This window comes from Mycobacteroides salmoniphilum, from assembly GCF_004924335.1.
GTDB lineage: Bacteria > Actinomycetota > Actinomycetes > Mycobacteriales > Mycobacteriaceae > Mycobacterium > Mycobacterium salmoniphilum.
Genome location: NZ_CP024633.1, coordinates 4348412 through 4374683, shown reverse-complemented (window position 1 = coordinate 4374683; position 26272 = coordinate 4348412). Strand labels below are relative to the sequence as shown.

The following is a 26272-nucleotide window of genomic DNA, read 5'->3' as shown; positions in this document are numbered from 1 at the left end:
CTGGCGGAGAGTGTGAATACCGGCGCATGACACCATGGCCTCATGAGAATGCGTGCAGGGGTAGTACTGACCGGTCTCGTTGTGGTGGCGCTGTCTGCCTGTGGCGGCAACGCGTCGGAGCCCGCGAAGGAGTCCGCTACGCCCGCACCGAAGACGCCCGTCACCGCGGCGCCCGCGGGCGATCTGGCCTGTCTGAGCACCCGCGACAGGTTGGCACAGCTACTCATGGTGGGCGTCAAGGACTCCGACGACGCCCGTGCGCTGGTGCGTGATCACCACGTCGGTGGCATTTTCGTCGGCAGCTGGACCAAGAAAGAGATGCTGACCGACGGCTCCCTGCACGACGTGGTCACCGCCGGTCCGATCCCGGCCGCGGTGAGCGTCGACGAGGAGGGCGGCCGGGTGTCGCGTCTGAAGGACCTCATCGGTCCGGCTCCGTCCGCCCGGGAGCTGTCCGCCACCCAGACTCCCGAACAGGTGCAGGCGCTCAGCCAGGAACGCGCTCAGAAGATGAAGGATCTCGGCATCACCATCGACTTCGCCCCCGATGCCGATGTGACCGATGGCGACCCCGATGGCGCCATCGGAGACCGTTCGTACAGCGGCGATCCGCAAAAGGTCGCCGAGTACGCCGAGGCCGCCGTGCGGGGATATCAGGCCGGCGGCGTGGGTGCCGTGGTCAAGCACTTCCCGGGTCATGGCCACGCCTCGGGCGATTCGCACACCAACGGTGTGGTGACCCCGCCGCTGGAGCAGCTGCAGGACAACGATTTGGTGCCGTACCGCACGCTGGTGACCAGCGGTGCCGCCGTGATGATCGGCCACATGCAGGTGCCCGGACTCACCGGCGACGACCCGGCCAGCCTGAGCCCTGCCGCAGTCGACTTGCTGCGCAAGGGAACCGGTTACGGAGCGCCGGCCTATGACGGCGTGATCTTCACCGATGACTTGTCCTCGATGGCTGCCATCACCGACCGCTTCCCGATCGAGGAGGCGGTGCTCAAGTCGATCAGGGCGGGTATCGACTGGGCGCTCTGGGTGAGCACCGAAAAGGTTGGCTCTGTTCTCGACCGCCTCGAATCGGCCTACAACGCAGGTGAATTGAACGGTGACGCGATCAATGCCTCGGTGCGCCGGGTGCTGGCGTTCAAGGGCGTTCGCGCCTGCGGCTAATGCCCCAGCGTCACGGGCAGGGTGCGCAGCCCGTGAATACCCATCCCGTCGAAGTACTCCGGTTCGCCGGCCAGCGCCAACCGCGGGAAGCGTTCGAAGAGCGATTGCAAGGCGATGTGCAGCTCGACGCGTGCCAGCACCTGGCCCAGGCACACATGAATTCCGGTGCCCAGCGTCATGTTCTCGCGTGCATTGGGACGGGTGATGTCAAAGATGTCCGGATTCTCGAACGCGGCAGGGTCGCGGTTCGCCCCGCCGAGTAGCAGCAGCGCCGACTGGCCCGCCTCGATGGTGTGCCCCTCGATCTCGACCGTCTCGGTGGCAACGCGAGCCGACCACTGGTTCGAGGTGTCGTAGCGCATGAGTTCCTCGACGGCATTGGGCCACAGACTCGGATCGGCGTGTAGCGCCGCCAGCTGCGCCGGGTGGCGCAGCAGTGTGACGATCGCCTTACCCATCAGGTGCGTGGTGGTGACGAATCCCGCGCCCAGGAACACCGCGAAGAACATCTTGAGCTCGACATGGCTCAGGTCACTCTCGAGAAGGCCTGTGGCTAGTTCGCTTGTGGTTCCCTCACGGCGAAGCCGGGCGACATGCTTCTCGAGGTACTCATCTATCTCCCGTAAAGCCGTTGTGCCGTCCTGGTATTGGCGCCAAGACGGTGCAGTGGTGGCGATCAGTTGGATCGCGCGATTCATTGCCACGTACAGGAGCGAGTAGTCCTGCGCAGGGACGGCGATCATCTCACCGATCACGGCGATGGGGATTTTCGCGGTGAAATCGGCGATCAGATCCGGGTGAGGACGCTGTTCCAGCTCATCCAGGTGGCCGTTGGTCACCTCCTGGATGCGTCCGCGGAGAGATTCGATGGCGCGCGGAGTGAACGGGGCGGCGACAAGACGTCGCAGCCGCCCGTGATCCGGTGGATCGGTGATCAGGATGGATGGTGGCTCGGCGGGATTGAGCAGTTGTGGGTCGCTCCATGCGGTCAGGCGCTTGATGATGGGCGATGCGGACCGGTGCTCGGGCTTGAAGGTGACGAACCGGTTGTCGCGGAAGATTGTTCGGACGATCTGCGCGTCCGCGGTGATCCAGCCACCTCCGGACTGCGACATCCTTCCGCGGCCACGGATTGTGTCGATGATGCCGTAGATGCCAGCGGCCTGGGCGGTGTCGATTCCCAACTGCGCGACGGGTTCACCCCGGCGGGCAAGCACTTTCAAGTACGCACGGGCTATCCCGTGCGTCACGGCCCAATGGGTGCGTTGTTTGATCCGGTCGTGCATCCGTCCGATCCCCGTGTCGGCCCGCTCGATGCCAAGCGGACACCAAGCAGCCTCGAGATTAACTGCTGGCCCGCACCCGGGCACGGCCGAGGTTCACCGGCAGGCTTCCGAAGCCATGCAGGTTGACATGCTTGCCGGGGGTGGGATCGGCGGACAGGGCGAGCTCGGGGAAGCGTTCGAAGAGCGACTGCAACGCCACCACTCCCTCCATCCGGGCCAGGCTCGCACCCAGGCAGACATGGATTCCGCTGCCGAACGCCACGTGCTCGCGTGCGTTGGCGCGGCTCACGTCGAAAACATCGGGCTCATCGAAAACGGCCGGGTCGCGGTTGGCGCCACCGAGGAGTAGTACCGCCATGGAGCCGGCAGGCAGTGTGTGTCCTTCGAATTCGACGGTTTCGGTGGCTACTCGGCCGGTGACCTGCACGGGGGAGTCGTAACGTAGGACCTCCTCGACGGCGTTCGACCACCCTTCCGGATTCTCTCGCAGATAGTCCAGCTGCTCGGAGTGACGCAGCAGTGCCACGATGCCGTTCCCGATGAGGTTGACCGTGGTCTCGAATCCGGCGCCGAGTAGCAGAGCCATGGTGGCCTTGAGCTCGCGGTCGTCCAGATCGCCGTCGCGCACGATGCTGGCCAGGATGCCGTCCAGGGTGGGGTCCTGCGCGAGCTCGCTGCGCAACCGGATCAGGTGTGCGTCGAAGTAGCGGTCGATCTCCATGAGTGCCTGGGTGGCGTCTCGGTACGCCGACCAGGTCATGCCGATGTCCAAGAGCGCCGCTCCGTGATTGCCCCATTGAAGAAGGAAGGGAGCGTCGGCGCGCGGCACGCCGAGCATCTCGGCGATGATCGCCACCGGTAGTTGGGACGCGTAGTCGTCGAGCAGATCGGCGCGCTCTTTGCGTTCCAGGTTCTCGAGCAGCTCGAGTGTCACCTCGCGGACGCGGTCTTCCAACTTGCTCACCGCGCGGGGCGTGAACGCCTTGGATACCAGCTTGCGGAACCGGGTGTGTTCGGGCGGATCGACGGCCAGCATGGCGGGGGGCTCCACCGGGTTGGGCAGACCGGGCTCGGTCTTCTCGAAGATCCACCGGCTGAGCGCCTGGGGGAGAACGGGCGAGGGAATGTTGTTGGGCGCCAACGTGATGAATCGGTGGTCCCGCAAGATTTCGCGTGTCTGCGCCAGGCCGGTGAAGACCAGGCCGGTGGCGCGCGCCGGAGCGATCGGGCCGACCGAGCGGATCTGTTCGATGTACCGGTAGTGATTGTCGGCCCGGTCCGGGCTGAGGAACAGTGCCGCCAAGGGCATCTTGCGGACCTGCGTGAGCAGCCCAACGCGGCTGATGCCGTGCATCGTCACCCACCGCGACCAGTACTTGACCCGATTTCTGGCCCGCATATCTGCCTCCAACGCTGGATGCTATTTGTCACGAGTCTAATAGCGGCCCGGCGGGAAGGGAATGCCGAAAAATTTCGGGATTCTCACGGGTTCGAGAGCGGGCGACAGGCCAGGCCCGCCCTGCGTCGGTCGTACCCGTCACATCGCTACACTGGGGTGTCAAAGCACACAGTGAACAATGAGCTCTCAGGTCTTTTTAGACACGGCGTCCTAGTGGGACTTCGAGTACCGTTTGCTACTGGTACGTCACGTACCATCTACGTTCGGTCGGGACCGTAGCAAAGCGTGATGGGTTATTCATCGCTACTCGTCGTCCGGCCGTCGTGGTTACGGCTACGCGGAGGTTGGGATGAGTGCGCTGGTGACAGGGTTGCGTGTCGAGGAGTACCTGGACGAGACGGGCGCCATCTCGTTACCGGATGGCTACACCGTTAACCATTATCTCGAGAACGCTGTCGACGGCGAGCACGACACATTTGCCTATCGCTATGTGGACTTCAGCAGCGACCCGGACGGCGAACCGTCCGATCTGAACTGGCCACAGCTTCGTGCGCGTTCCCGCGCCGTCGCGGCGCGGCTTCAGCAGGTGACCACGCCGGGAGATCGGGTCGCGATCCTGGCGCCCCAGGGTCTTGACTACGTCATCGGCTTCTTCGCCGCCATCGAGGCCGGAAACATCGCGGTGCCCCTCTTCGCCCCGGAACTTCCCGGACACGCCGAACGGCTCGACGCGGTGCTTGCCGACGCCCAACCGACTGTCGTACTGACCAACGAAGCGGCCGCCGAATCCGTCAGCAGCTTCGTCCGGAAACTGCCGCGCGAGCGTCGCCCTCGGGTACTTGCCGTGGACGGTGTGCCGAATTCAGTGGGCGCGACCTATGCCAGGGTGACTCCGAGTACCGATGACATCGCTTACTTGCAGTACACATCGGGTTCGACGCGAGTGCCTGCCGGTGTGGAGATCACCCATCGGGCGGTGATGACCAACGTGCTGCAGATGGTCATCTCGGTGGGCCTGGATGTCGATGTCCGGGGAGCGAGTTGGCTGCCGCTCTATCACGACATGGGTCTGCTCATGCTCATGTTCCCGCTCTGCGGAGGCCGGATGACGCTGATGTCCCCGATGTCGTTCGTGCGTCGGCCCGGCCGCTGGATCAAAGAACTCGCGGCCGCATCTCACGTGGGTCGCACCTTTGGTGCAGCCCCCAACTTCGCCTTCGAGCTCGCCGCCGAGCGCGGCCTGCCGAAGGACGGCGAAGCTCTGGACCTGAGCAAGGTGGCGGGGCTGATCAATGGTTCCGAGCCGGTCAGCATCGCCTCGATCCGGAAGTTCAACGCGGCCTTCGGTCCGTATGGTCTGCCGTCCAACGCAATCAAGCCCTCCTACGGCATGGCCGAGGCGACGCTGTTCGTCTCCTCCATCGCCCCGGAGGCAGAGCCTTCTGTCATCTACATGGATCGTGAGCAGCTGGGCGCCGGGCACGCGACCCGGGTGGATGCCACTCATGAGAACGCGGTGCCACAGGTGTCCTGTGGGCAGATCGCCCGCAGCCAGTGGGCGGTCGTCGTCAACCCCGGCGCCGAGGCGGAACTGCCCGACGGGCAGGTCGGTGAGATCTGGTTACACGGCAACAACATCGGTCGTGGGTACTGGGGCCGGCCCGAGGAGACCAGCCACTCGTTCCGTAACACGTTGCAGGCACGCCTGGATGAGGGCAGCCACGCCGCCGGTACCGAACCGGACACCCTCTGGTTCCGCACCGGGGATCTTGGCGTCTATGTCGATGGTGAGCTGTACATCACCGGGCGGGTCAAAGATCTGGTGATCGTGGACGGCCGCAATCACTACCCGCACGACATCGAGGCCACCGTCGAAGAGTCTTCGTCGGGGGTGCGACGTGGCTTCGTGGCTGCGTTCTCGGTGCCCGCCAACGAACTGCCCGTGGGCATCGATGCGGGTGATGGCACCGGCGAGAGATTGGTCATCGTCGCCGAACGGGCCCCTGGAGCCGGACGGGCTGAACCTGGCCCCATCGTCGATGCGATCCGGGCCGCGGTCTCCCGCCGGCACACACTGCCGGTCACCGACGTGCAACTGGTTCAGGCCGGCGCGGTCCCACGCACCAGCAGCGGAAAGATCGCGCGCCGGGCCTGCCGCCAGGAGTACCTCGACAACAAACTCGGAACGCGCACCTCCTAGGGCGGGGGCTCGAAGCACGATCTCTCGCGATTTCTTGCCGATTTTTCGATGAGGTGTCGATTCGGGGGAGGTCTATTCGTGGTGTGGTTGAAGGGAAGCCGGACGGGCGCCCGATCGCCACACACGGATAGGAAGAGACGGCCATGAAGCAGTACTTACTCTCGGTTCACAGTTACGCGGAGAACGCGGCCGATTGGAGTGACGAGGATGTGCAGCGGCTCTACGCGCAGACCGGCGTGCTCAACGAGAAGATGAAGGAGGCCGGTGTCTGGGTCTTCGCCAATGGGCTGACCGAACCATCGGATGCGACGGTGGTCCGCAGTGTGGAGGGCAAGGTCACCACCACCGACGGCCCCTACCTGGAAACCAAGGAACACCTCGGCGGCTTCTGGATCATCAACGCGCCCGACCTCGACGCGGCGCTGAGGTGGGCGGCCGAGGGGTCGGCGGCGTGCGAGGAGCCCGTCGAGGTGCGCCCCTTCCAGGATGAGGAGGCGTGAGATGAGCCGCTATCTGCTCTCGATCGTCTACCCGCCTGAGGCGGTGCGGCCGGACGACGCCGCGCTGGAAACCATCGGCGCCGACGTGCAGGCAGTCACCCGGCGCATGCAGGAGGCGGGGGTGTGGCTGTTCGCGGCCGGACTGCGGCCCGCAGATACCGCGACCATGGTGACCGCCAACGCCTCCGGGCATACCGCCACCGACGGTCCCTACACCGAGACCAAGGAACAGCTCGGCGGCTTCAGCATCATCGACGTGCCAACTCTGGCCGAGGCCCAGCAGTGGGCCGCAGAGGTGTCCCGCGCGGTGTGGTGTCCCATCGAGGTACGTGGTCTGGACCGGGGCTGCGGCGAGGTCGACTGAGATCAGGCCGACGAGGCCGGGCGGGTACTCCTTAGCACCGCTTCGGCTTCGTCCGCCTGCTGCAAGAGAATGGGATCGACGGTGTCGTCCAGGGCGCGGGCCAGCAGCCGGGAGGCCAGCGTGACAGTCAATTGCTTTGCCCGCGAGGCATTGTCGGCGATGGTTGCCCAATCGGTGGAGGTATAGCCGGATTCCGCGAACGGTTGCCACACGTCCGCCACGTAGGCGCCCAGGAGTAATTGGGCGATCTGGTGCTGGAGCCGATCGACCTCGCGGAGAGTCTCCGATATGCGAGTCAGGGACATGCCGGCGGTCACCAGGAGCTGGATCGCATCGAGGGTCTCGGCGTCTCGCACCGAGACCGTCTGGGTATCGACGTCGGTGAGCAGTCCCGCCTCGGCAAGTGCGGTGTCGGCTGCCTCGCCGAGACGCTGGACCAGCTCGGCGCGGGGGAGGATCACCGGCTCGCCCGTCGCGAAGGGGCTGAGGGCCTCGGTAACCATCTTGCGGACGCTGTCCTCCGAACCGCCGCCGGAATCGATGACCCGACGGATGACGTCCAGTGGAAAGCCCTGGGATTTAAGATTTTTGACGTGGTTGATGATCGCTATGTGGTCATCGGAGTAGATGCCGACGCGGCCGCGTCTTTCCGGCGGGGGCACCAGCCCAAGCGTCTGCCACTCACGGATGTTGCGCGCGGTCATGGCCACCCGCTGTGCCAGTTGGTCGATCGTCAGGTCCATCAGGGTTAAAGATTACCCCATTGTCCGTTACGGAAATGTCCGTTACGTTTAAGTCTGGAACGTCAACGGAGAGGATTCCCATGACCGTCACTGCCCAGACGAGCTACCCGAAGACCCGGCGGATTGCCTTCCGGTTCGATGAGTCGGAGTCCGCGAAGCGGTACTTCGCGAACGATGACATGGTGTTCAGCCATGCCGTGGCCTTCCTGTCGGCCGTGTTCCCTCCGGGTGAGGACATCTTCGTGCGGTCGGTGCGCCGGTACCGCGACAAGATCACCGATCCGGACCTCAAGAAGCGGGTGGCGGGCTTCATCGGCCAGGAGATGACGCACGGACTGCACCACCGCGAGCTCAACGAGCAGCTTTCCGAGATGGGTTATCCCACAGCCTGGTTCGACTTCTTACTGGACAGCACCGAGCGCACGGAGGACTTCCTCGATACGCAGTTTCCGGACCCCGATCGGCTGCGGCTGGTGCGGCATCTCTTACTGGCTTTTACCGCCGGTGCCGAACACTTCACCGCAGTGCTTGCCGAGCATGTGCTGGGCCGTCCCGAGCTGCAGATCATGATGTCGGACCCGGAGATCAAGAACCTGCTGAACTGGCATGCGATCGAGGAGCTTGAACACAAATCAGTGGCGTTCGATGTGTACCAGGCCGTCGGAGGCTCCGAGCGTATGCGCATCGGCATGATGCACCTGCTGTCCAATATCGCGCTGCCGTTCATCGTGCTGGGCAGCTGGGTGTCCATTGCGACAACCGACGAGGCGGCCCGGCGCCGGCCGATTCGTGTGCTCCGCGAGACGGCGCGAATGGTGAGGGGACCGCTATTCCGCGGTTTCTATTCCGCGATGAAACCATACAAGCGCAAGGGATTTCATCCCGACGACATCGATACCACCGCACTGATGACGCAGTGGCAGGACCGGTTGTTCGGTGCCGAGGGTGAACTCGTCGGGCACCTGAAGTAGCGCGTCATGACACTCAAACACGATGCCCGGCTGGTCTATACGACCACCAAACCCGTGGTGCGTTCCCTGCTTACCAATGCGGGGACCGAGCTTCGGGCAAAGGTGTCCGGCCGCCGGTTCGCAGAAGTGCAGGAGACCGACTTCGACCCGATGGATCCGTCGACAGCGGCCGATCCGTACCCGGGATACCGTGAGCTGCTGGCAGGTAGCCGGGTGCACTACAACCGCAAGCGCAACATTTTCATCCTGTGCCAATACGAGGACGTGCGCTCAGCAGCGCGCAACGACGCGCTGCTGTCCAACCGGGATGGTGTGGTGCGGGCCCGATTCGACGTTCCTGTGCTGTTGAACATGGATCGTCCCCGGCATACCGAACTGCGCCGCAAGGCGCTGCCCGGATTCACCCGAGGCGCGCTGGAGGGATGGGCGCCGATGGTGAGTCAATTGACGTCCGAGCTGCTGACGGGGATGTTGGCGAGCCAGGGCGCGGATGTCGTTGAGCACCTGGCGGTTCCGCTGCCCATGCGGATGATCGCGCACATCTTGGGCATTCCGCCGGAAGATGAGGCGTTCTTTCGGCACTGGTCCAACGAGTCAATACGCGTCGCGAACGTGGAGTTCAGTGCCAAGGGTCTGCGGCAGGTTCCGGGGACTCTCAATGGGGTGCGGCACCTGCACGACTACTTCCTGACCCAGCTGGGCGAGGGAAATCTGTTGGGATCGGACACCGTGCTGGGCAAGCTTGTCGCGGATGCCGGCGAGGGGGAGATCAGCCACGACGAGCTGTTCTACTTCGCACTACTGCTCTTGCTGGCAGGCAACGAGACCACCACCAACCTATTGAGCACCATGTTTTTGACGATGTCGGAAAACCCGGATCAGTTCGAGCTCATCAGATCCGACCCGCAGCTTATCGCGGGAGCGGTGGAGGAACAGTTGCGGTATTCGTCACCGATCCAGAACTTCTATCGCACGGCCGCACAGGATTACGTCGTCGGTGACATGGTGATTCCGGCTGGAGCGAGGGTGGCGCTGTTGTGGGGCGCGGCCAACCGCGATCCGCGCGCATTCGATGATCCGGACCGGTTCCTCGCTGCCCGTCCGGTCAGTCAGCATGTGGCCTTCGGATCGGGGATACACCTGTGCCTCGGTGCGGGGTTGGCCCGTATGGAGGGGCAGGCGGTCTTGCGTGAGCTGGTCACCCGTGTCGATCGGATCGAAATTGACGGGACACCCCGCTGGACCACGAACAGCTCACTGCGCGGTCTGGAGGAGCTTCGAGTTCGGCTCGCGCCGCGCTAGCCGAGGCCGGCGCGGATATCGCCACCCTTGCCGTCCACCGGCTTTCGGGACAGGCCGACCGAGCCGGCGTCCGGGCTCGTCGATGTCGCCGCGGCGATCGCCACCGACTCGTCGACTCCGGGGTAGGTGGGCCGCAGGGCAACGGGCAGATGAGCCGTATTGTCCTGCCTGGCCTTCCGTGCCGCAGCCACAAGGTTGAGGGCCTCGACGAGGATGGCGAAGGCCATCGGACCATAGATCATCGCCTTGTCGATCTTGATGCCGAAGCCGTCGGCGATGAGGAACACCCCGATGAGCAGCAGGAAGGACAGCGCGAGCATCTTGACCGTTGGATGCCGGTTGACGAACGCGAAGACGAAGCGGGATGCGAAGAGCATGATCGCGAAGGAAAGAACGACCACGGTGACGATGACGAGCATGTTGCTCGTCATGCCCACGGCGGTGATCACCGAGTCAAGCGAGAACACCAGATCCAGCAGCAGGATCTGCACCAGCACGGACCTAAATGTTGTGACGCCCGAGGATGATTCGCTTTCCTCTCCGGTGCCTTCGAGTTTGAGATGTATCTCGTGAACCGCCTTGTAGACCAGGAACAGTCCACCGGCGATCAGAATGAAGTCCTTGATCGAGAACCCATTGCCGAAAAGTTCGAGAACCTCCTCTTTGAGGGTGATGATCCAGCCGGCCAAGAACACCAATCCGACGCGCATGACCATCGCGAGGGTCAGCCCCAGATTGCGTGCCCTGGCCTGCTGGGCGCTGGGCAGCTTGCTGGCGAGGATCGAGATGAAGATGACGTTATCGATGCCCAGCACCACTTCCAGCACGAACAGAGTGAGGAAGACGGCCACCAGGTCGGGGGTCAGCGCAAGGGTGAAGTCCACGCCGCGCATGGTACGGGGCGGGGGTATCTGGAAGGTGGCGTTTGCGCGCTAGGCTGGAGGCGGAGACAAAAACACTCCATTTCAGCGGTCCCAGCGCGCGGTAGCGGGACGGTATGCAATAGTCGAACCAACCAGTAGCTTACTCTGGAGTAAGTTCGCGTTGACGTCCCAACCTCGGAGGCAGCCATGGCCGGTGGTACCAAGCGGCTGCCCCGTGCTGTTCGGGAGCAGCAGATGCTGGATGCCGCTGTGGAGGAGTTCGCGCTCAACGGCTTCCGGGACACCTCGATGGACGCCATCGCCGCGGCGGCCAAGATTTCCAAGCCGATGCTCTATCTGTACTACGGCTCCAAGGAAGACCTCTTCGTGGCGTGTCTTCGCCGCGAACTCGGCAGGTTCGTCGAGGCGGTGCGCGGCGATATCGACCTGACGAAATCGCCACGAGACGTGTTGAGCACCACCGTCGTATCGTTTCTCAACTACGTCGACACCCACCGGGCGTCCTGGATCGTGATTTACGGACAGGCCACCAGCACGCAGCTGTTCGCCAAACAGGTACGCGAGGGGCGTGACCGGATCATCGAACTGGTGGCGCGTCTGATCAAGGCTGCTTCGCCGGAGATCGACCCCGAGACCGACTACGACGCCATGGCCGTCGCTCTCGTCGGCGGTGGCGAGGCCGTAGCGTCCCGGGTGGCGACCGGCGATATCAAGGTCGAGAGCGCGAAGGACACGCTGCTCAACCTCGGTTGGCGTGGTCTGCGTGGCCGTCCTCGTGATGAGCCGGTGGCCAAACGCGCCTAGCCGTCACACCAGGTAGTAGAGCTTGTCCTGGTGAGTCGTCGGGGCCGACGGTGTTTCATCCAATCGGTTCTGCGCGTACCGAACAGCGCGTAGCGTCGCCGAGAATTCCCGGTCCTCCTCCGGGAACACCTGCTCGGCCGGGAGCCATTGGGTGAATCCGATGTTCTGCAGCAGCGCAAGCGAATCCGGGCGCACCCCGGCGAGTAGGACGGTCACGCCGAGCCCCTGCTGCTCCTTGATGAAGTGTTCGAGACGTTCGATGCAGACCACGTCGGGGTGACGCACCCGCTTCAGCCTCAGGATCACGACCTTCAGATTCTCGTCGCGGATCCTCGCGTGGAGCGCGTCGAGGTAGCGGTCGAGTTCGGGTGCCGCACCGAAGAACAGCTCCCCTTCGAGGTCGTAGATGACGGGGGAAGACCTGCGGACCGGACTGCCGGTGTCGTCTGAGCTGTCCTGGGGGGTCCGCTCGCGGATGACACCCTCGTCGGTGACGATGAGCTCGGCGGCCTTGAGCTTGGCCGCACGCGGTACGAACAACAGGATCGAGAGCACCACACCCACCAGCACCGCGGTATCCAGGTCCACGGCCACACCGACCACCGCCGTGATGATGACCAGCCCGGCGTCATACCTCGACGCCTTCACCGCGTACGCGAGCCGCCGGAAGTCCACCAGTCGCACCGCCGTGACCAGCAGCAGACCCGCCAGCGCCGCCTGCGGGATGTATCGGAGTAGTGGAGCGAATAGCAAGAGCGCGATGGTTACGGTTGCGGCGCTGACGATTCCGGAGAACCTTGTCGCCGCACCGGACTGGTAGTTGATCGCCGACCGGGACAACGAACCCGAGCCGGGCAGGCTCTGGAAGAAGCCGCCGGCCAGGTTGGCCAGACCCTCGGCGAGGATCTGGCGGTTGTAGTCGATCTGCTGCCCGGTGTGATGAGCGATGGCCTTGGCTATCGACAACGCCTCGATCAGGCCGATGAACGCAATGGCCAACGCGCCGTGCGACAGCTCGCCCAGCGTGCTCACCTGGACCTCGGGAATGTGGAACTCCGGAAGGCTGGCGGGGATCTTGCCCGAGATCTTCACGTCGGTATGTCCCGTGCCATCCGGTACCGACCAGCCGTACGCGTAGGCGATGACGGCCGTGACGATAAGCACCAGCAGCATGTCGATCTGTGGCAGGCCATAGCGCTGGACCAACCGGCGCAGGAGTACGGCCAACACCACCGCCGAGCCGCTCAAGATCACTGCGCGGTAGTTCACGGCATCGCCGTGAAACAGGGTGAGCCAGGCGCGTTGCAGCACCTGCATATGCCCATCTCCCTTGTCGCGCACGCCGATAACGTTGGCCAGCTGGCCGATGGCCAGCAGGAGTGCGGCGCTTGCCATGAATCCGATGACGACGGATTCGGAGATGTACCGGGTGAGGTCGCCGAGCTTGAAGACGGCGATGAGGATCTGAATCGCACCGACCAGCACGCCCAGCAGGAACAGTGCCTCGAACAGTCCGGTTCGGTTCTCCGGATCCAGGAATGCCAGCGAGCTGAACACCAGCAGTGAGATGGCGCTGGTGGGTCCATTGATCAGATGCGATGAGGACCCGAAGATCGATGCGATGGCCGCGACGACGATCGCGGAGTAGACACCGTATTTCGGATCGACCCCGGCGATGAGCGCGTAGGCCATGGCCTGGGGCAGTGATATCGCCGCCACCGTCAGACCGGCGATGATGTCGCGACGGGCTTTGATGGCGTCGTAATTCTCGAATACTCGCAGTGCCGACGGCATCTAGCGTCCTTGTCTGTCGGAGGCGAAGGTGGTGGTGCCCCGGTTGGTGGTGCGGGGGATGGTCTCGTAGATTCCGTTGTCCGAGAAGAACTTCTGCCGTGCGTCGTCCCAACTGGACGCGATCGCGGTGATGGGGAACAGGTTGATTTCGGGCAGTGTATTGCTGTGGCGGGCAAGGATTTCGGGCTTGATCGGACGGTAGCCGCGCTGTGCGGCGACTTCCTGCGCCTCGTCGGTGAAGAGGTACTCCAGGTACGCCTTGGCAATCGCGGTCCGCTTGGGGTCGTTCAGGTTGGCGTCCACCCAGGCGACCGCGGGTTCGGCGCGGATGCTCACCGGCGGATAGACGATCTCGAGTTCACCCTTGTTGGCGTCGACCTCGTTGATCGCCTCGTTCTCCCACGTCAGATGCACGTCGCCGAGTCGTTGAACCGAGAACGTGTTGGTGGCGCCGCGTGCTCCGCTGTCGAGCGCGGCGACGTTCCGGAACAGTGACGCGAGATAGGCGCGCGCGTCTGCCTCGGTCCCGCCGCGCGTCACCACCGAGCCCCATGCCGCGAGCACGGAGAGCTGACCGTTCCCGGAGGTGCGGGGGTTCGGCGTGATGACGGCGACGTTCTCCTGGGCGAGGTCGGGCCAGTCGTGGATGCCGTGCGGGTTGCCCTTGCGGACGACGAACACGATCGTCGAGGTGTACGGGATGGAGTTGTTGGGCAGCCGTTGACGCCAGTTGGGGGCGATCAGTCCGCGCAGGCTCAGCGTGTCCACGTCGCTGACGGATGCCAGCGACACCACGTCGGCGCGCTGACTGCCGTCCAGGACACTGCGGGCCTGCCGTCCCGATCCGCCGTTGGTGCGCTTGATCTCGATCGTCTTGCCGGTCTTGTCCTTGTAGTGCTTGGTGAAGGTCCCGTCGAGGACGTTGTAGAGCTCACGCGTCGGGTCGTAGGAAACGTTGAGCAGCTGATCAGTGCTGTGGTCGGGGAGATTCTTGACCACCACCAGAGTCGCCGCCACGAGGACGGCGACCACGCCGAGGATGTTCAACAGGGGGAGCTGTCGCAGCAGCGCCCGCCACTCGACAGGCGGTGTTTCTTGGTGGGCCTCGTCCGCTGACACGACGTACTCCTCGAATTTGCTGCAGGCAAGTGACGTGCGATCGTAACGATCGATTCGGCGAAGTACAGCCGTCGAGATCAGCGTGAGTATTACTCCGGTTAGCTTGCCGGTGACCATCCGGGATTACGTCCGGTGAAGGCGATGAGCTTCACCAGGTTCGGGGCGTCGTCCGAGACGGACACCTCGTCGGCGAAGAAATCGCCGTCGCGCCGCTCTGGCTGGATGATCATGCGTGCCGATTCCAGCACGCTGTCGGTGAGTTCTTCCCTCGGGTCGAACTCCTGACCGGTGGAGACGGCGTAATCCCAGGCGTGGACCAGGAACTCCGAGCCAAGAATGCGCACGGCGACCTCGGCGGGAAACTCGCCGATCGGCAGGGTCACCATTCCGTCCGTTCCGCGCTGTTGCCAGGCGTCGACGGCCGCCTGCGACGGCGGCAGGATGCGGTCGGCCACGGAACCCTCGGTGGCGATGTCGATGTCGACACCTGCGGCGTCGCCGAGCAGCTTGATGGAGTTCTGCAGATGTTCGGTGAGTAGGGCGATGGTGAACTTGGCGTTGGGTGTCTGCTTGCCGTTGTCCGCCGCGGTGAGGCGGCTGACGACCTCATGCAGGGCGGCGCGGGCGCTGGCGACGGTCTCCAGGGGGCTGAGTACTGCGGTCATGATGGGCTCCTATATCCAGAGGGGGTCTCTACCTCTCTGACGAAGAGACCTCGCGGCATCCGACAACTCATCGTGTGGAGTGGGAACGTTCCCAAGGCGTGTGCTTAGTGCCCGCCTCTGAGCGACAACGCCTGGCCTACCTGCGCTTGTCGCTCAAGACTGAGCACCCACGCTGCACCCTCATCGGACAACGTCAGGTCGCTAGCAGTGTCAAGAATGTGGACTTGTCGATCCGTTCTGGTGACAGGTCGACGTCCGCATCCTCAGGGACGCATGCGAACTGCGCCCCTGCGGCCGCTAGGACATGGTTCAGGACGATGGAGTCTGTGTAGTAGTTGAAGAGATATCTGCGCGCGTACTCCGTCGCCTGGGTGCTACGCGCGCTGATGCGGTTTTGGAATCCGGACTCCGCGAAGTAGAACCGGCGTCGTTTCTCGTCGCAGACGAGCAACCCCAGAGCCTTCTGTCTTATGTCGATACTCGAATTGATCTGTGCTACAACCTTATTAGGGTCGACAGTGTAGTGGTCAGTGATGATTCCCGCTCGCCCGATGACGATCTTGAACGGCACCGAGAGGCTGTCCGCGTAGTTGTAGAAGTTCAGATTCATCAGCCAGGCCCCGCGTGCGGCTGACCCGACGCGAAAAGTTTCCGTGGCTCCCATCGGTGGCGGGGCATCGGTGATGTCACCGGAGAACTGAATATCGTGGCCGTCTGAACGGTAGGAGCCGTCCCAGCCGTACTTGCCCGTCGCGTCGGTGATCGACAAGTCCAAATCCACGCGATAGTCGGGCAGGTTTTCCCAATGGACGCCCGCCACCATGTCGGTGTCTAGTTCTACGTAGGAGCCGCTGGGAATGGTTCCGGTGAAATGTTTTTCGGTGGCAGGCAGGCCGTACTTGATGTCTTCTGGAATGAAGAACGATCTGCCGGCGATGTTCGGTCGGATGCTTTCCACAATGCTGGCCAGCACCTGTTCGTATACGGACCGAGCAGCTTCCTTGTTGGGGAAGGAGAATTCGGTGGCATAGCTCTTCCCGTTGCGGACGCGATACAAAACGGAATCGGCATCGGTGGTGCGAAACTTCAGGGCGTACGCAAGCCGGATGTTTCGAAACACGCTTGCGGCGTCCAGTGCCGCGCAGAATGCCGCGGAACTCGGCATGCGATCGTTCTTAAGGTGCGCGGTCACCGAGTTGAGCAGGTCCTCGGGCAGCGGCTTGTGATGCGTTACTGCTAGCCGACGGAGGCGATTGACCCGGATCTTCAGCTCGGGATTGGTACGCAGGGCCAAGAAGATTGGCTTGAAACGATAAAAGACTGATGCGAGCTTCTCTAGACCTACCGCCCTGTCGTACTCATCGAAGTAGCAGACTAGATCGTCGTTGTTTCGGCCTCTGAGTGCGTCTATTACCTCAGCGCTTTTGATCACGAGTGCGGATTCGGTGGATTGAAAGATGAGGAACCGGACGAACTCGTCGGGGTGCTCGGGAACTATGCCCAACTGGTCGTACAGGGCTGCCCGAGCTTCCTTATTTCTTGTACCCGCAATGTCTTTGGCAGAAAATCCGGTGAACCTGGCGACGTCGATGGCGTCGGCGATGGTTTCCTTGGATAATGCGACACCCGCGCCGAGGAGTCGGAGCAGCGCGTCCTTGAGCTCCTCCGTGGTCATTCCGCGGATGGTGACGAGTCTGACGCCTGCGGCCAACTCGGGAGCACTTAGCTGTTCAGCAGGGATGAACACGGATTCTTGGTCGTAAGCGCCGATTGCTTCTGCGCCGTAGGTAGTCAGGTAGTGAATGATCTGCTCGAAGATCAGCCGCTGAATGTTCGCGTCTCGCACCTTTGCGAACGACTTGTGAAACGTTGAGTTCAGTTGATCGGAGTTGCGCCCATACATCGCATCGATGTCAGCGATGAGGCATGCAGTGTCTTTGCACGCCGCGGACACCGCCGGGGCGATGACAAATCCGCGCGGAACTGTCCGACTGGCCAGGGCAGGGTCGAGTTCGCCGGCATGGGATGCGACAGGGAATGCCTTAAACAGCCGAAGCGTCGATCGCACCGTGTTTACTCCCCCGAGCGCCAAGGTTTGGAAGGCGGCGGGCGGTAGGTCCTCTGAAGTTGATAGGAACCGCCTGTGCCACCCGTCGTGAGCGTACTGCACGGGTGGGCCCTCATAGAAGCGAAATGTATTCGTCAGGGTTCGGTCTGTCGCTCATAGCCGGGCACTTACCCGTGTCCTTCCGCCCGGACATGCACAGGCCCGCGACCGGAATGCCGGTCGCGGGCCCTTACGCGGTGCCTATCGGAGCGGGGTGATGGTCCCGTTCAGGTGCGGGTCACCCTTCTTCGGATTGCGGACGGCGATATCCCAGCCGTTGCCATCCTTCGCGATCCACACGCCCACCGAGGCGGGCAGCAGGATCGGCTTGCCGAACTTGACGTCGTAGCGCACGGCGTCGGGGATCTCGCCCTGAATATTTCCGAGAACTGCTGCGGCGGTGAACATTCCGTGAGCAATGGCCTTCGGGAAGCCCAGCGCCTTGGCGCCGATCGACGAGGTGTGGATCGGGTTGTGGTCTCCGCCCACCGATGCGTACCGACGGATCTGCCCGCCGCTGATGCGCAGCGTCGAGTTCGGCGGCGGCAGCTTGACGGCCTTCGGCGGTTCCGGCTTGACCCCGTCGGACAGGCTGGTGCGCTGCTGACGCAGGAACGTCATGGTCTGCTGCCAGACAGTGTCGGTGCCGATGGTGATGTCGGTCAGCACATCCACCAGCAGGCCCTTGCGATGCTCGCGCAGGTTCTCCGTGCGCACCTCGATATCGACGGTGTCGGTCGCTGTGATGGCGCGGTGCTGGGTGATGTGGTTCTCCAGGTGCACGGTGCCGATGGCCGGGAAGGGGAAATCGAATCCCGTCACCAACTCCATCACCGAGGGAAACTGCAGCGCGAACGGATATGTCACCGGCACCTTGTCGGTGAAACTCAAGCCGGTCACCTTGGCGTAGGCGGAGACGTGCGCAGGGTCGATCCGCACGCCGTGTGTCCGGACCACCCTGCTGGGCAGGGTGGTCGGGCGTGGGATGAACGGCAGCGCACCGACCGCGGCCATGGCCATGTTGCGAAGGCCGGAGGGCTGAGGCATGTCAGGCCCCCAGCCAGGACTGGCCGCAGACCCGAACCACGTTGCCGGTCACCGCATTCGAAGCCGGGCTGGCGAAGTAGGCGATGGTCTCGGCGACGTCCACCGGCTCGCCACCCTGGTTCAGCGAGTTGATGCGGCGGCCCACCTCACGGTTGGCCAGCGGGATGGCCGCGGTCATCTTGGTCTCGATGAAGCCCGGCGCGACGGCGTTGATGGTGATGCCCTTCTCCGCCAGCGACGGGGCCAGCGCCTGGGTGATACCGATCATGCCGGCCTTGGTGGCGCCGTAGTTGGTCTGGCCGCGGTTACCGGCGATGCCGGCGATGGAGGCCAGACCGACGATGCGTCCGCCGTCTCCAATGGTCCCGTTCTCGATCAGCCCTTCGGTAAGGCGCTGCGGTGCAAGCAGGTTCACGGCGATGACGGAGTCCCAGCGGCCGTCGTCCATGTTGGCCAGCAGCTTGTCGCGGGTGATGCCGGCGTTGTTGACCAGGATGTCCGCCTTGCCGCCGTGGTGCTCCTTGAGGTGCGCGGTGATCTGGTCGACGGCGTCGGCCGCGGTGACGTCCAGCGCCAACGACGTTCCGCCAACCTTCTGTGCGACAGCGGTCAGATCGTCCGACGGCATGTCGATCGCGACGACGGCGGCGCCGTCACGGGCGAACACCTCGGCGATGGTCTCACCGATACCGCGGGCAGCACCGGTGACGATGGCGACCTTGCCGGCCAGCGGCTTGTCCCAGTCGGCGGGCGGGGTGGAGTCGTCGGCGCCCACGTAGAACACCTGGCCGTCCACGTAGGTGGACTTGGCCGACAGGATGAAGCGGACAGTGGACTCCAGGCCGGTGGCGGCGGTCTTGGCGTCGGGGTGCACGTACACCAGCTGCACGGTGGCGCCGTTGCCGAACTCCTTGGCCAGCGAGCGGGTGAAACCTTCGAGGGCGCGCTGGGCGATGCGCTCATCGGTGGTGGCGGCCTTGTCCGGGGTGGTGCCGATGACCAGCAGGCGGCCCGACTTGCCGACATTGCGCAGCAGCGGGGTGAAGAACTCGTGCAGGCCCTTGAGCTCGACCGGGGTGGTGATTCCGGTGGCATCGAAGACCAGGGCACCGAACTTGTCGGCCCAGCGACCGCCGAGGTTGTTGGAGACCAGGTCATAGTCATCGGCCAGGGCGGCGCGCAATGGCTCGGCGAGGCGGCCCTCGCCACCGATCAGCACGGGCCCGGCCAGCGCGGGCTGGCCCTTCTTGTAGCGGCGCAGATTCTCGGGCTGCGGGATACCCAGTCGCCCGGCGAGCAGGTTGCCGGGCCCGGAGTTGACCAGTAGCGCATAGAGGTCGTCGGTGAGCTTGGGGGACATGTGCCGTTTCCTTAGTGGTTGAGCGAGTGGTCGTCCGAAGTGGTTGGTCTATTGGTCTAGGGTGAACTCGACAAAGAACTTACTCCAGAGTAAGAATGCTCGGTAATCCTGCCCCCTCAACAGTGGAGAGACAAGTGGCAACTAGCTCGGCACGCAAGTCAGACGCTTCGCAAGGTCGCCGCCGCGTCGCGGTTCTCGGTGGTAACCGCATCCCCTTCGCACGTTCGGACGGCGCCTACGCGAACGCCTCCAACCAGGACATGTTGACCGCCGCCATCACCGGCGCGTCCGACCGTTTCAACCTCAAGGGCGAGCGCCTGGGCGCCGTCATCGCCGGCGCGGTGCTCAAGCTGAGCCGTGATTTCAATCTCACCCGCGAGTCGGTGCTCGGCAGCCCGTTGTCCCCGTACACCCAGGCCTTCGACCTTCAGCAGGCCTGCGGCACGGGACTGCAGGCGGCCATTGTCGGTGCCGACGGCATCGCGCTCGGCCGTTACGAGTCGGTGCTGGCCGGTGGCGTGGACACCACCTCCGATGCACCCATCAACTTCGGTGATGATCTTCGCCACACCCTGCTGGCAATCCGTCGCGCCAAGGACAACGTGACCCGGCTCAAGCTGCTGGGCAAGCTGCCCGCCGCCCTCGGTGTCGACATCCCCCAGAACGGTGAGCCGCGTACGGGGCTGTCCATGGGTGAGCATGCCGCCATCACCGCCAAGCAGGTGGGCGTCAAACGCACCGACCAGGACGCCCTGGCCGCGGCCAGCCACCAGAAGATGGCCGCCGCGTACGACCGCGGCTTCTTCGACGACCTGATCAGCCCGTTCCTGGGTCTGTACCGCGACGACAACCTGCGCCCGAACTCGAGCGTGGAGAAGCTGGCGACGTTGAAGCCGGTGTTCGGCGTGAAGCACGGCGACGCCACCATGACCGCGGGTAACTCCACCCCGTTGACCGACGGTGCCTCGGTGGCGCTGCTGTCCAGCGAGGAGTGGGCCGCCGAGCGCGGCATCCCCGTGCTGGCCTACTTCGTCGACGGCGAAACCGCCGCGGTGGATTACATCAACGGCCCCGACGGTCTGCTGATGGCTCCGACCTACGCGGTGCCGCGTCTGCTGGCCCGCAACGGCCTGACTCTGCAGGACTTCGACTTCTACGAGATCCACGAGGCCTTCGCCTCGGTGGTGCTCGCGACGCTGCAAGCGTGGGAGTCGGCGGATTACTGCAAGGAGCGCCTGGGCCTTGATAAGCCTCTGGGTGCGATCGACCGGTCCAAGCTCAACGTCAACGGCTCCTCGCTGGCGGCCGGGCACCCGTTCGCGGCCACCGGTGGCCGCATCGTGGCCCAGCTGGCCAAGCAGCTCGCCGAGAAGAAGGCCGAGACCGGTAAGCCGGTGCGTGGACTCATTTCGGTCTGCGCCGCGGGCGGACAGGGCGTGACGGCCATCCTCGAAGCCTGAGTGGCTTAACCACTCGAGACCCCCGGTCATGGGCACCGCCCGTGACCGGGGGTTTTGGCTTTCCTGGGGCATCGTCAAAAAAAGTTTCAAGTTTTTTCGGGGAGGGTGTAACGCTCTCCGAGTAGGTGTCGATACATGGGTAGCCTCGCGCCACCGTCCGACCCCCCGACCCGACGGCGGCGCGAGGCCACCTACTTTCTTGGGTCCCGCCATGACGGGATCGGCTACGAAGTGAGCAGACCGTACGCCATCCGTTTCAGCCCCATCCGCAGTTGTTGGAGATCGATCGGACTCCGGTCGGTTTGGAAGAACATCAGCGTGGTGGTGATCGCCGAGTTGATGAAGAGCCACGCGATGGTCTCCGGTTCGAGATCGGCGTGGTATTGATCGCGGTACTGCTGAACATGCAGGGTCATCATGGTTTGCATCAGGACCGGCATGTTCGAGCTGGCCTCGACCTCGCGGGCGAACTCCGGATTCTCATTGAGATAGCGCAGGGTGGGGGCGTTGTCCGTGGTGAACGCGATCAACATGTCGATCGCGGAGTCGATCATCTGGTGTGGCGGCGCGAGTGCGTTAGCCGCCAGCGCTGAGCGGACCCCCGGAAGTTGTCGCTCGGCGGCATCCCGGATCGCCGCCATGATGATGTCGTCCTTGGTATGGAAGTACTGATAGATCGACCCCTTACTGATCCCGGTGATGGCAGCGATGCGGTTGGTGGTGATCGCCTCGGGGCCGTCGGTGAGCAGCAGCTTGCCTGTCGCCGTCACGATTTTTGCGACCAATTCCCGGGATCGGTGTTGCTGTGGCGCTTTGCGCAGCCGTGAACTGCGGTTATTCGATGCCATGGCGTCCCCCAGATGAGACTTATATGCGACCTGGTGTTCACGTTAGCTTTTCGTGCAACGACACAAGGAGGTTTCGTTGTGACTGCACTGGTGGAGTCCCCGGCAACGCAGGATTCGGTATCGAGTGATTGGGCTCAGCCGGTGCCCGAGCTGTTCGATCCGCTCGGCCTGACCGCCACCCTTGGGGGGCAGTGGCTGTACCTGCCCGCAGTGGGCGCGGCATTCATCATGCAGGGCATGCATCCGGTGATTGGTGATGTGACCGATCGGTACTCGGTGGCAGACCGGGATCCGGCGGGCCGTGCGATCCGCTCCTTCGACGCGGTGCAGCAGTGGATTTTCGGGGGTAAGGCCGCAATTGAGCAGGGCTACTGGCTGCGCACGATGCATCAGCCGTTGCAGATGCAGGGCGAGACCGGCAGTAGGCAGGACAAGCACATCAGCGCACTCGACCCGGAGGCGTATGCGTGGGTGATCGCGACGTCGTATGTGGCAGGCCGTCGCGTGACTCCGCGGTTCCTGGGACGGGACCTGACCGACGAGGAAGACGAGAGGCTCTTTCAGGACAATCGCCTGCTGGCCCGCATCACGCAGGTCCCCGAGCGCGGATATCCCACATCACGCGTGGAGTTTTGGGAGTACTACGACCGCATGGTCGAGCAGGTTCTCATCAATCATCCTGCGGTTGCGGAGAATTTGGGGAAGCTGGTCGACCCTTTGAGTGGTATCGAGGACGCACCGCTGGCCCGGCGGATCCCGCGCTGGGTGCCCTTGGGTCTCATGGTCGCGGCGTTGAAGCCGGTATTGGCGCCGATTTCCCGCGTCTTCTTCGTCCTGACCTTTGGTGCCATGGATCAGCGGGTGCGCGACGTTCTCGGTGTCGCATGGTCCGAGCGCGACGAGCGTCTTCTCCGCAGATTCTTCGCGGTGTATCGCGCCGCTTACCGGGTGCTACCGGAGCGTGTCACCTATTCGCCGCTTGCCTACCATGCCCGCGAGCACCAGCGGGTGATCAACAGGATGCGCGGCCGTGAGCTGACCGACTTCGCGGCGCATGACAAGGGCGAGCCATCCGCTGTGCGTCGCAGCCGCAGGGGCAATTGACGGTGGCCTATCGACGTTCGCACGCTTCGGTGATCCGGAGCGTGCCAGGGGAATTCGAGCCCTGTGTGGTGGAGGTGGAAGACCCGCGGCCCGGCGAGATCATGGTCCGGATGGCGGCGGTCGGTCTATGTCACTCTGACGACCACATTGCCACCGGCGATTTCCCGGTGGCAATGCTGCCTATGTGTGGAGGTCACGAGGGCGCCGGTGTGGTGGAGAAGGTCGGCGACGGCACAACACAATTCGACGTCGGGGACCATGTGGTGCTGACGTTCCTGCCGGCCTGCGGACGTTGCCTGTGGTGTGCACGCGGAATGCAGCAGCTCTGCGATGCCGGCGCCTATGCGCTCACCGGATCCAGGTTCGACGACCCCACCAGTTACCGATTGCGCCTCGACGGGCAGCCCTGCGGTCAGCAGCTGGGACTCTCGGCGTTCAGCGAGTACACCACCGTCTCGGTGCAATCCGCGTACAAGGTTCCCAAGGAGCTGCCGTTGAATCGGTTGTGCCTGTTGGGGTGTGCGATGGGCACGGGGTGGGGTACTGCCGTCAATGCCGCCGCGGTCAAGCCCGGGCAGACGGTGATCGTCATGGGTCTGGGCGGAGTCGGTGCCGCCGCGGTTCAAGGCGCCGCGCATTCCGGAGCGGCGAACGTCCTGCTGGTCGACCCGGTGGCGTACAAGCGTGAGGCCGCAAAAACATTCGGGGCCACCGAGGTATTCGCGACGATGGACGAGGCAGCCGAACGGGCCCGCTCCTACACCAACGGGCAGGGCGCGGATGCCACCATGATCACGGTGGGCCGAATGGAGCCGGGCGATCTCACGGACGCCGTGGCCTCCATCCGTAAGGGCGGCACGGTGGCCATGACCAGCATGGGCGCGTTCCGTCCCGAGGAAGTATCACTGGACCTGAGCATGGTGACGCTGATGCAGAAGACCATCAAGGGCGTCATCTACGGGAACTGGAGCCCGTTTGAGGCGGTACCCACCATGGTGGCGCTGTATGCCAGCGGGGAACTCAAGACGGACGAGATGGTGACGCGCACCTATGCACTGGACGACATCGCGCAAGGTTATCGAGACATGAAGCAGGGCAAGAATATTCGCAGTATTGTGGAGTTCGGTTAGTCAGGCCCCGACGGTCACGAGTCGTTTCGGATATCCCGTCGCCCCATCGGGCACCGGGGACGCGATCTGATCGGTCTGCACCGCTCCGGTGCCGTCGGTGGCCCGCGCCGTGATGATGTGCTCACCCGGCGTCGCTTGCCAGCCGAACCACCATTGCCGCCAGGTGTCGATCGAGTACTCGGGCGCGAGCGTTGCGGGCCGCCAAGGCCCGTCGTCGATCTGTACTTCTACCTTGGTGATGCCCCGGTGCTGGGCCCATGCCGTCCCGGCCACGATCTGAGTGCCCGTGCCCAGGCGACCGCCGGTTCGGGGCGTATCGATGCGGCAGCCCGTCTTGATGGGACCGCGCGCCGACCAACCGCGGACGGTCCAGTAGGCACGGGCGGTATCGAATCGAGTGATCTCCCAGTCGACAACCCACTTGGTCGCGGACACATAGCCGTACAACCCGGGCACCACCTGTCGCACCGGATATCCGTGCTCGACGGGCAGAGGTGTCCCGTTCATCGCGATGGCGAGAATCGAGTCGCGGCCGTCGGTGAGCACGTCCAGCGGTGTCCCGGCCGTCCAGCCGTCGGCGCTCTTCGACAACAGCATGTCCGCATCGCCATGGACTCCAACCGATTCCAGTATCGGTTTGATCGGAAAGCCAGTCCACATCGCGTTGCCGATCAAGTCCCCGCCGATCTCGTTGGAGACGCATGTCAGGGTCACCGCACGCTCGGTGGCCGCCATCGCGGTGAGCTCTGCCCACGTGATCGTGCGGGGTCGGTCGACCATGCCGTGAATGTTGAGTTGCCATTCGGCAGTGGTCAGCTGGGGCACGCGCAGGGCAGTGTCGATGCGGTAGAAGCCCGTATTGCTCGTGATGTAGGGCACCGCTCCCTTGACGTCGATTCCCGCGGGCAGCGGCGGCGCGGGTGCGACGGGTGCGGGCAGGGTGGCCTCTCGACGTTCTTCGGCGACGACGGCGCCCTTGCTCCAGCGGCTGCCGAGCCAGTAGGCGCCCGCCGATCCGGCCGCGAAAGCCGCTGCTGCTCCAAAGAATTTGCGCCGGTCCGGGGAATCCCGGCTGTCAGCGCGGCCGACCAGCACGTGTAGGACCAGCACTCCGGCCGCGGCGGCGACCACCGAGGGCCAGATCCAGCTGAACTCTCCCGTCGGCCGGGTTGCGGCGGCCAGTGCGCCGGCAACACCGAGCGCCGCGATCAGGACCGAGCCGTATCGCCGCTCGCGCTCGACGAGACCGGCTGTCGCGGCGAGCAGGGCGATGATCGCGGACAGGCACGCGAACAACACTGCCTTGTCGGAGGTGCCGAAAATCCCGATGACCCATTCGCGCACGGTTGCCGGGGTGTGATCGACGACAGTGTTCCCGACTGCGTAGAACGGCGCGGAATCCGGGGCGACAGCGGCGGCAGTCAGCTGTCCGACCGCCAGCGCGGCCGCCGCGGCGATAAGACCCGCGATGATCCGTCGTGCTGCCTGCTCCATCGTCACCTCCGTTGGGGTTCACTCTTCTCCTGCTTTCAACGACGCGCCACCGCATATGGTTCAGATGTGGGGCGGGTGCTGGTGACGGGCATGTCGGGAACAGGGAAGACCACGCTGCTCGAGGAGCTGGCGCGTCGTGGGTATCCCACCGTCGACACCGACTACGACGGCTGGACGCTGGCGGACGGCCGCTGGGATGCGGCCCGAATGGCGGAGCTGTTAGACCAGCGTTCGGAGGTCATCGTGTCCGGCACGGTGGACAACCAGGTGGACTTCTACGACAGGTTTGGCCACGTGGTGCTGCTCAGCGTGCCGTTGGAGGTGGCCATCGCCCGCGTGAGTTCTCGCACCAACAACCCGTACGGCCGGACAGACACCGAGCGGGCCGCGATCGCGCGGTACACCGAAGAAGTGGAGCCGCTGCTGCGCCGGAGTGCCACGGTGGAATTGGATGGCCGGCTTCCGGTGGCCGAGCTGGCCGAACGCGTCGGCGCTCTGGCACGGTAGGGATGTTGCGG

General features: G+C 64.1%; 23 protein-coding genes. 11 read left to right on the top strand and 12 right to left on the bottom strand.

Features of this window, described 5'->3' with window-relative positions; translation table 11 throughout:
- Positions 1–48: 48 nt before the first annotated feature.
- Positions 49–1173, top strand: coding sequence for a glycoside hydrolase family 3 N-terminal domain-containing protein (locus DSM43276_RS21620; RefSeq protein ID WP_078328371.1), 1125 nt, complete (start codon positions 49–51; stop codon positions 1171–1173).
- Here DSM43276_RS21620 and DSM43276_RS21615 read toward each other — a convergent pair.
- Together DSM43276_RS21615 and DSM43276_RS21610 are read right to left on the bottom strand one after the other, a co-directional pair.
- Positions 1170–2459 (bottom strand): cytochrome P450, encoded by a 1290-nt coding sequence (locus tag DSM43276_RS21615; protein ID WP_078328370.1) that lies wholly within the window; start codon positions 2457–2459, stop codon positions 1170–1172. The genes DSM43276_RS21620 and DSM43276_RS21615 overlap by 4 nt on opposite strands.
- 58 nt (positions 2460–2517) lie before the next feature.
- Positions 2518–3858 carry a cytochrome P450 gene (locus tag DSM43276_RS21610; RefSeq protein WP_078328369.1) on the bottom strand — a complete coding sequence of 447 codons (1341 nt, stop codon included), beginning with the start codon at positions 3856–3858 and terminating at the stop codon, positions 2518–2520.
- Between the two features lie 349 nt (positions 3859–4207).
- Between DSM43276_RS21610 and DSM43276_RS21605 the strand changes: the two genes are divergently transcribed.
- From DSM43276_RS21605 to DSM43276_RS21595, 3 genes are all read left to right on the top strand, one after another.
- Entirely contained in the window at positions 4208–6058 is a 1851-nt protein-coding gene (locus tag DSM43276_RS21605; RefSeq protein WP_078328368.1) for a fatty acyl-AMP ligase, read from the top strand.
- 143 nt (positions 6059–6201) lie between these two features.
- Positions 6202–6558 (top strand): YciI family protein, encoded by a 357-nt coding sequence (locus DSM43276_RS21600; protein ID WP_078328367.1) that lies wholly within the window; start codon positions 6202–6204, stop codon positions 6556–6558.
- A 1-nt stretch (position 6559) separates the two neighbouring features.
- Positions 6560–6922 carry a YciI family protein gene (locus tag DSM43276_RS21595; protein ID WP_078328366.1) on the top strand — a complete coding sequence of 121 codons (363 nt, stop codon included), beginning with the start codon at positions 6560–6562 and terminating at the stop codon, positions 6920–6922.
- 2 nt (positions 6923–6924) lie between these two features.
- On the opposite strand, the gene DSM43276_RS21590 is transcribed toward DSM43276_RS21595, so the two are convergent.
- Positions 6925–7665: a MerR family transcriptional regulator gene (locus DSM43276_RS21590; protein WP_078328365.1), complete on the bottom strand. Its 741-nt coding sequence runs from the start codon at positions 7663–7665 to the stop codon at positions 6925–6927.
- An 80-nt stretch (positions 7666–7745) separates the two neighbouring features.
- On the opposite strand from DSM43276_RS21590, the gene DSM43276_RS21585 reads away from it, so the two are divergent.
- Together DSM43276_RS21585 and DSM43276_RS21580 are read left to right on the top strand one after the other, a co-directional pair.
- Positions 7746–8636 carry a metal-dependent hydrolase gene (locus tag DSM43276_RS21585; RefSeq protein ID WP_078328364.1) on the top strand — a complete coding sequence of 297 codons (891 nt, stop codon included), beginning with the start codon at positions 7746–7748 and terminating at the stop codon, positions 8634–8636.
- Between the two features lie 6 nt (positions 8637–8642).
- The gene (locus tag DSM43276_RS21580) at positions 8643–9938 is read left to right on the top strand and encodes a cytochrome P450 (protein WP_234802960.1); all 1296 of its coding nucleotides are present in this window, start codon (positions 8643–8645) and stop codon (positions 9936–9938) included.
- On the opposite strand, the gene DSM43276_RS21575 is transcribed toward DSM43276_RS21580, so the two are convergent.
- Positions 9935–10822, bottom strand: coding sequence for a TerC family protein (locus tag DSM43276_RS21575; protein WP_078328577.1), 888 nt, complete (start codon positions 10820–10822; stop codon positions 9935–9937). The genes DSM43276_RS21580 and DSM43276_RS21575 overlap by 4 nt on opposite strands.
- A 186-nt stretch (positions 10823–11008) precedes the next feature.
- On the opposite strand from DSM43276_RS21575, the gene DSM43276_RS21570 reads away from it, so the two are divergent.
- Positions 11009–11626 carry a TetR/AcrR family transcriptional regulator gene (locus DSM43276_RS21570; protein ID WP_078328363.1) on the top strand — a complete coding sequence of 206 codons (618 nt, stop codon included), beginning with the start codon at positions 11009–11011 and terminating at the stop codon, positions 11624–11626.
- A gap of 3 nt (positions 11627–11629) precedes the next feature.
- Here the strand turns inward: DSM43276_RS21570 and DSM43276_RS21565 are convergent, their stop codons facing one another.
- From DSM43276_RS21565 to DSM43276_RS21540, 6 genes are all read right to left on the bottom strand, one after another.
- A complete protein-coding gene (locus DSM43276_RS21565; protein ID WP_078328362.1) occupies positions 11630–13420 on the bottom strand; it encodes a SulP family inorganic anion transporter in 1791 nt (596 codons plus the stop codon).
- Positions 13421–14539 (bottom strand): sulfate ABC transporter substrate-binding protein, encoded by a 1119-nt coding sequence (locus DSM43276_RS21560; protein WP_078328576.1) that lies wholly within the window; start codon positions 14537–14539, stop codon positions 13421–13423.
- A 98-nt stretch (positions 14540–14637) separates the two neighbouring features.
- On the bottom strand, positions 14638–15204 hold the full coding sequence (locus tag DSM43276_RS21555; protein WP_078328361.1) for a TIGR03086 family metal-binding protein: 567 nt from the start codon (positions 15202–15204) through the stop codon (positions 14638–14640).
- A gap of 193 nt (positions 15205–15397) precedes the next feature.
- On the bottom strand, positions 15398–17272 hold the full coding sequence (locus DSM43276_RS21550) for a hypothetical protein (RefSeq protein ID WP_078328360.1): 1875 nt from the start codon (positions 17270–17272) through the stop codon (positions 15398–15400).
- A 240-nt stretch (positions 17273–17512) separates the two neighbouring features.
- Positions 17513–18358 carry a MaoC/PaaZ C-terminal domain-containing protein gene (locus DSM43276_RS21545; protein ID WP_078328359.1) on the bottom strand — a complete coding sequence of 282 codons (846 nt, stop codon included), beginning with the start codon at positions 18356–18358 and terminating at the stop codon, positions 17513–17515.
- Between the two features lies 1 nt (position 18359).
- The gene (locus tag DSM43276_RS21540) at positions 18360–19718 is read right to left on the bottom strand and encodes a 3-oxoacyl-ACP reductase (RefSeq protein WP_078328358.1); all 1359 of its coding nucleotides are present in this window, start codon (positions 19716–19718) and stop codon (positions 18360–18362) included.
- 134 nt (positions 19719–19852) lie between these two features.
- On the opposite strand from DSM43276_RS21540, the gene DSM43276_RS21535 reads away from it, so the two are divergent.
- Positions 19853–21178: an acetyl-CoA C-acetyltransferase gene (locus tag DSM43276_RS21535; RefSeq protein WP_136629144.1), complete on the top strand. Its 1326-nt coding sequence runs from the start codon at positions 19853–19855 to the stop codon at positions 21176–21178.
- A 224-nt stretch (positions 21179–21402) separates the two neighbouring features.
- On the opposite strand, the gene DSM43276_RS21530 is transcribed toward DSM43276_RS21535, so the two are convergent.
- The gene (locus DSM43276_RS21530; RefSeq protein WP_234802955.1) at positions 21403–22026 is read right to left on the bottom strand and encodes a TetR/AcrR family transcriptional regulator; all 624 of its coding nucleotides are present in this window, start codon (positions 22024–22026) and stop codon (positions 21403–21405) included.
- A gap of 78 nt (positions 22027–22104) precedes the next feature.
- Between DSM43276_RS21530 and DSM43276_RS21525 the strand changes: the two genes are divergently transcribed.
- A complete protein-coding gene (locus tag DSM43276_RS21525) occupies positions 22105–23130 on the top strand; it encodes an oxygenase MpaB family protein (RefSeq protein ID WP_234802954.1) in 1026 nt (341 codons plus the stop codon).
- 2 nt (positions 23131–23132) lie between these two features.
- Positions 23133–24260 (top strand): NDMA-dependent alcohol dehydrogenase, encoded by a 1128-nt coding sequence (locus tag DSM43276_RS21520; RefSeq protein WP_109555917.1) that lies wholly within the window; start codon positions 23133–23135, stop codon positions 24258–24260.
- Here the strand turns inward: DSM43276_RS21520 and DSM43276_RS21515 are convergent, their stop codons facing one another.
- Positions 24261–25754, bottom strand: a complete 1494-nt coding sequence (locus DSM43276_RS21515; RefSeq protein WP_078328342.1) for a molybdopterin-dependent oxidoreductase — start codon at positions 25752–25754, stop codon at positions 24261–24263.
- Between the two features lie 66 nt (positions 25755–25820).
- On the opposite strand from DSM43276_RS21515, the gene DSM43276_RS21510 reads away from it, so the two are divergent.
- Positions 25821–26261 (top strand): AAA family ATPase, encoded by a 441-nt coding sequence (locus DSM43276_RS21510; RefSeq protein ID WP_078328341.1) that lies wholly within the window; start codon positions 25821–25823, stop codon positions 26259–26261.
- The last annotated feature ends 11 nt before the right edge of the window (positions 26262–26272 follow it).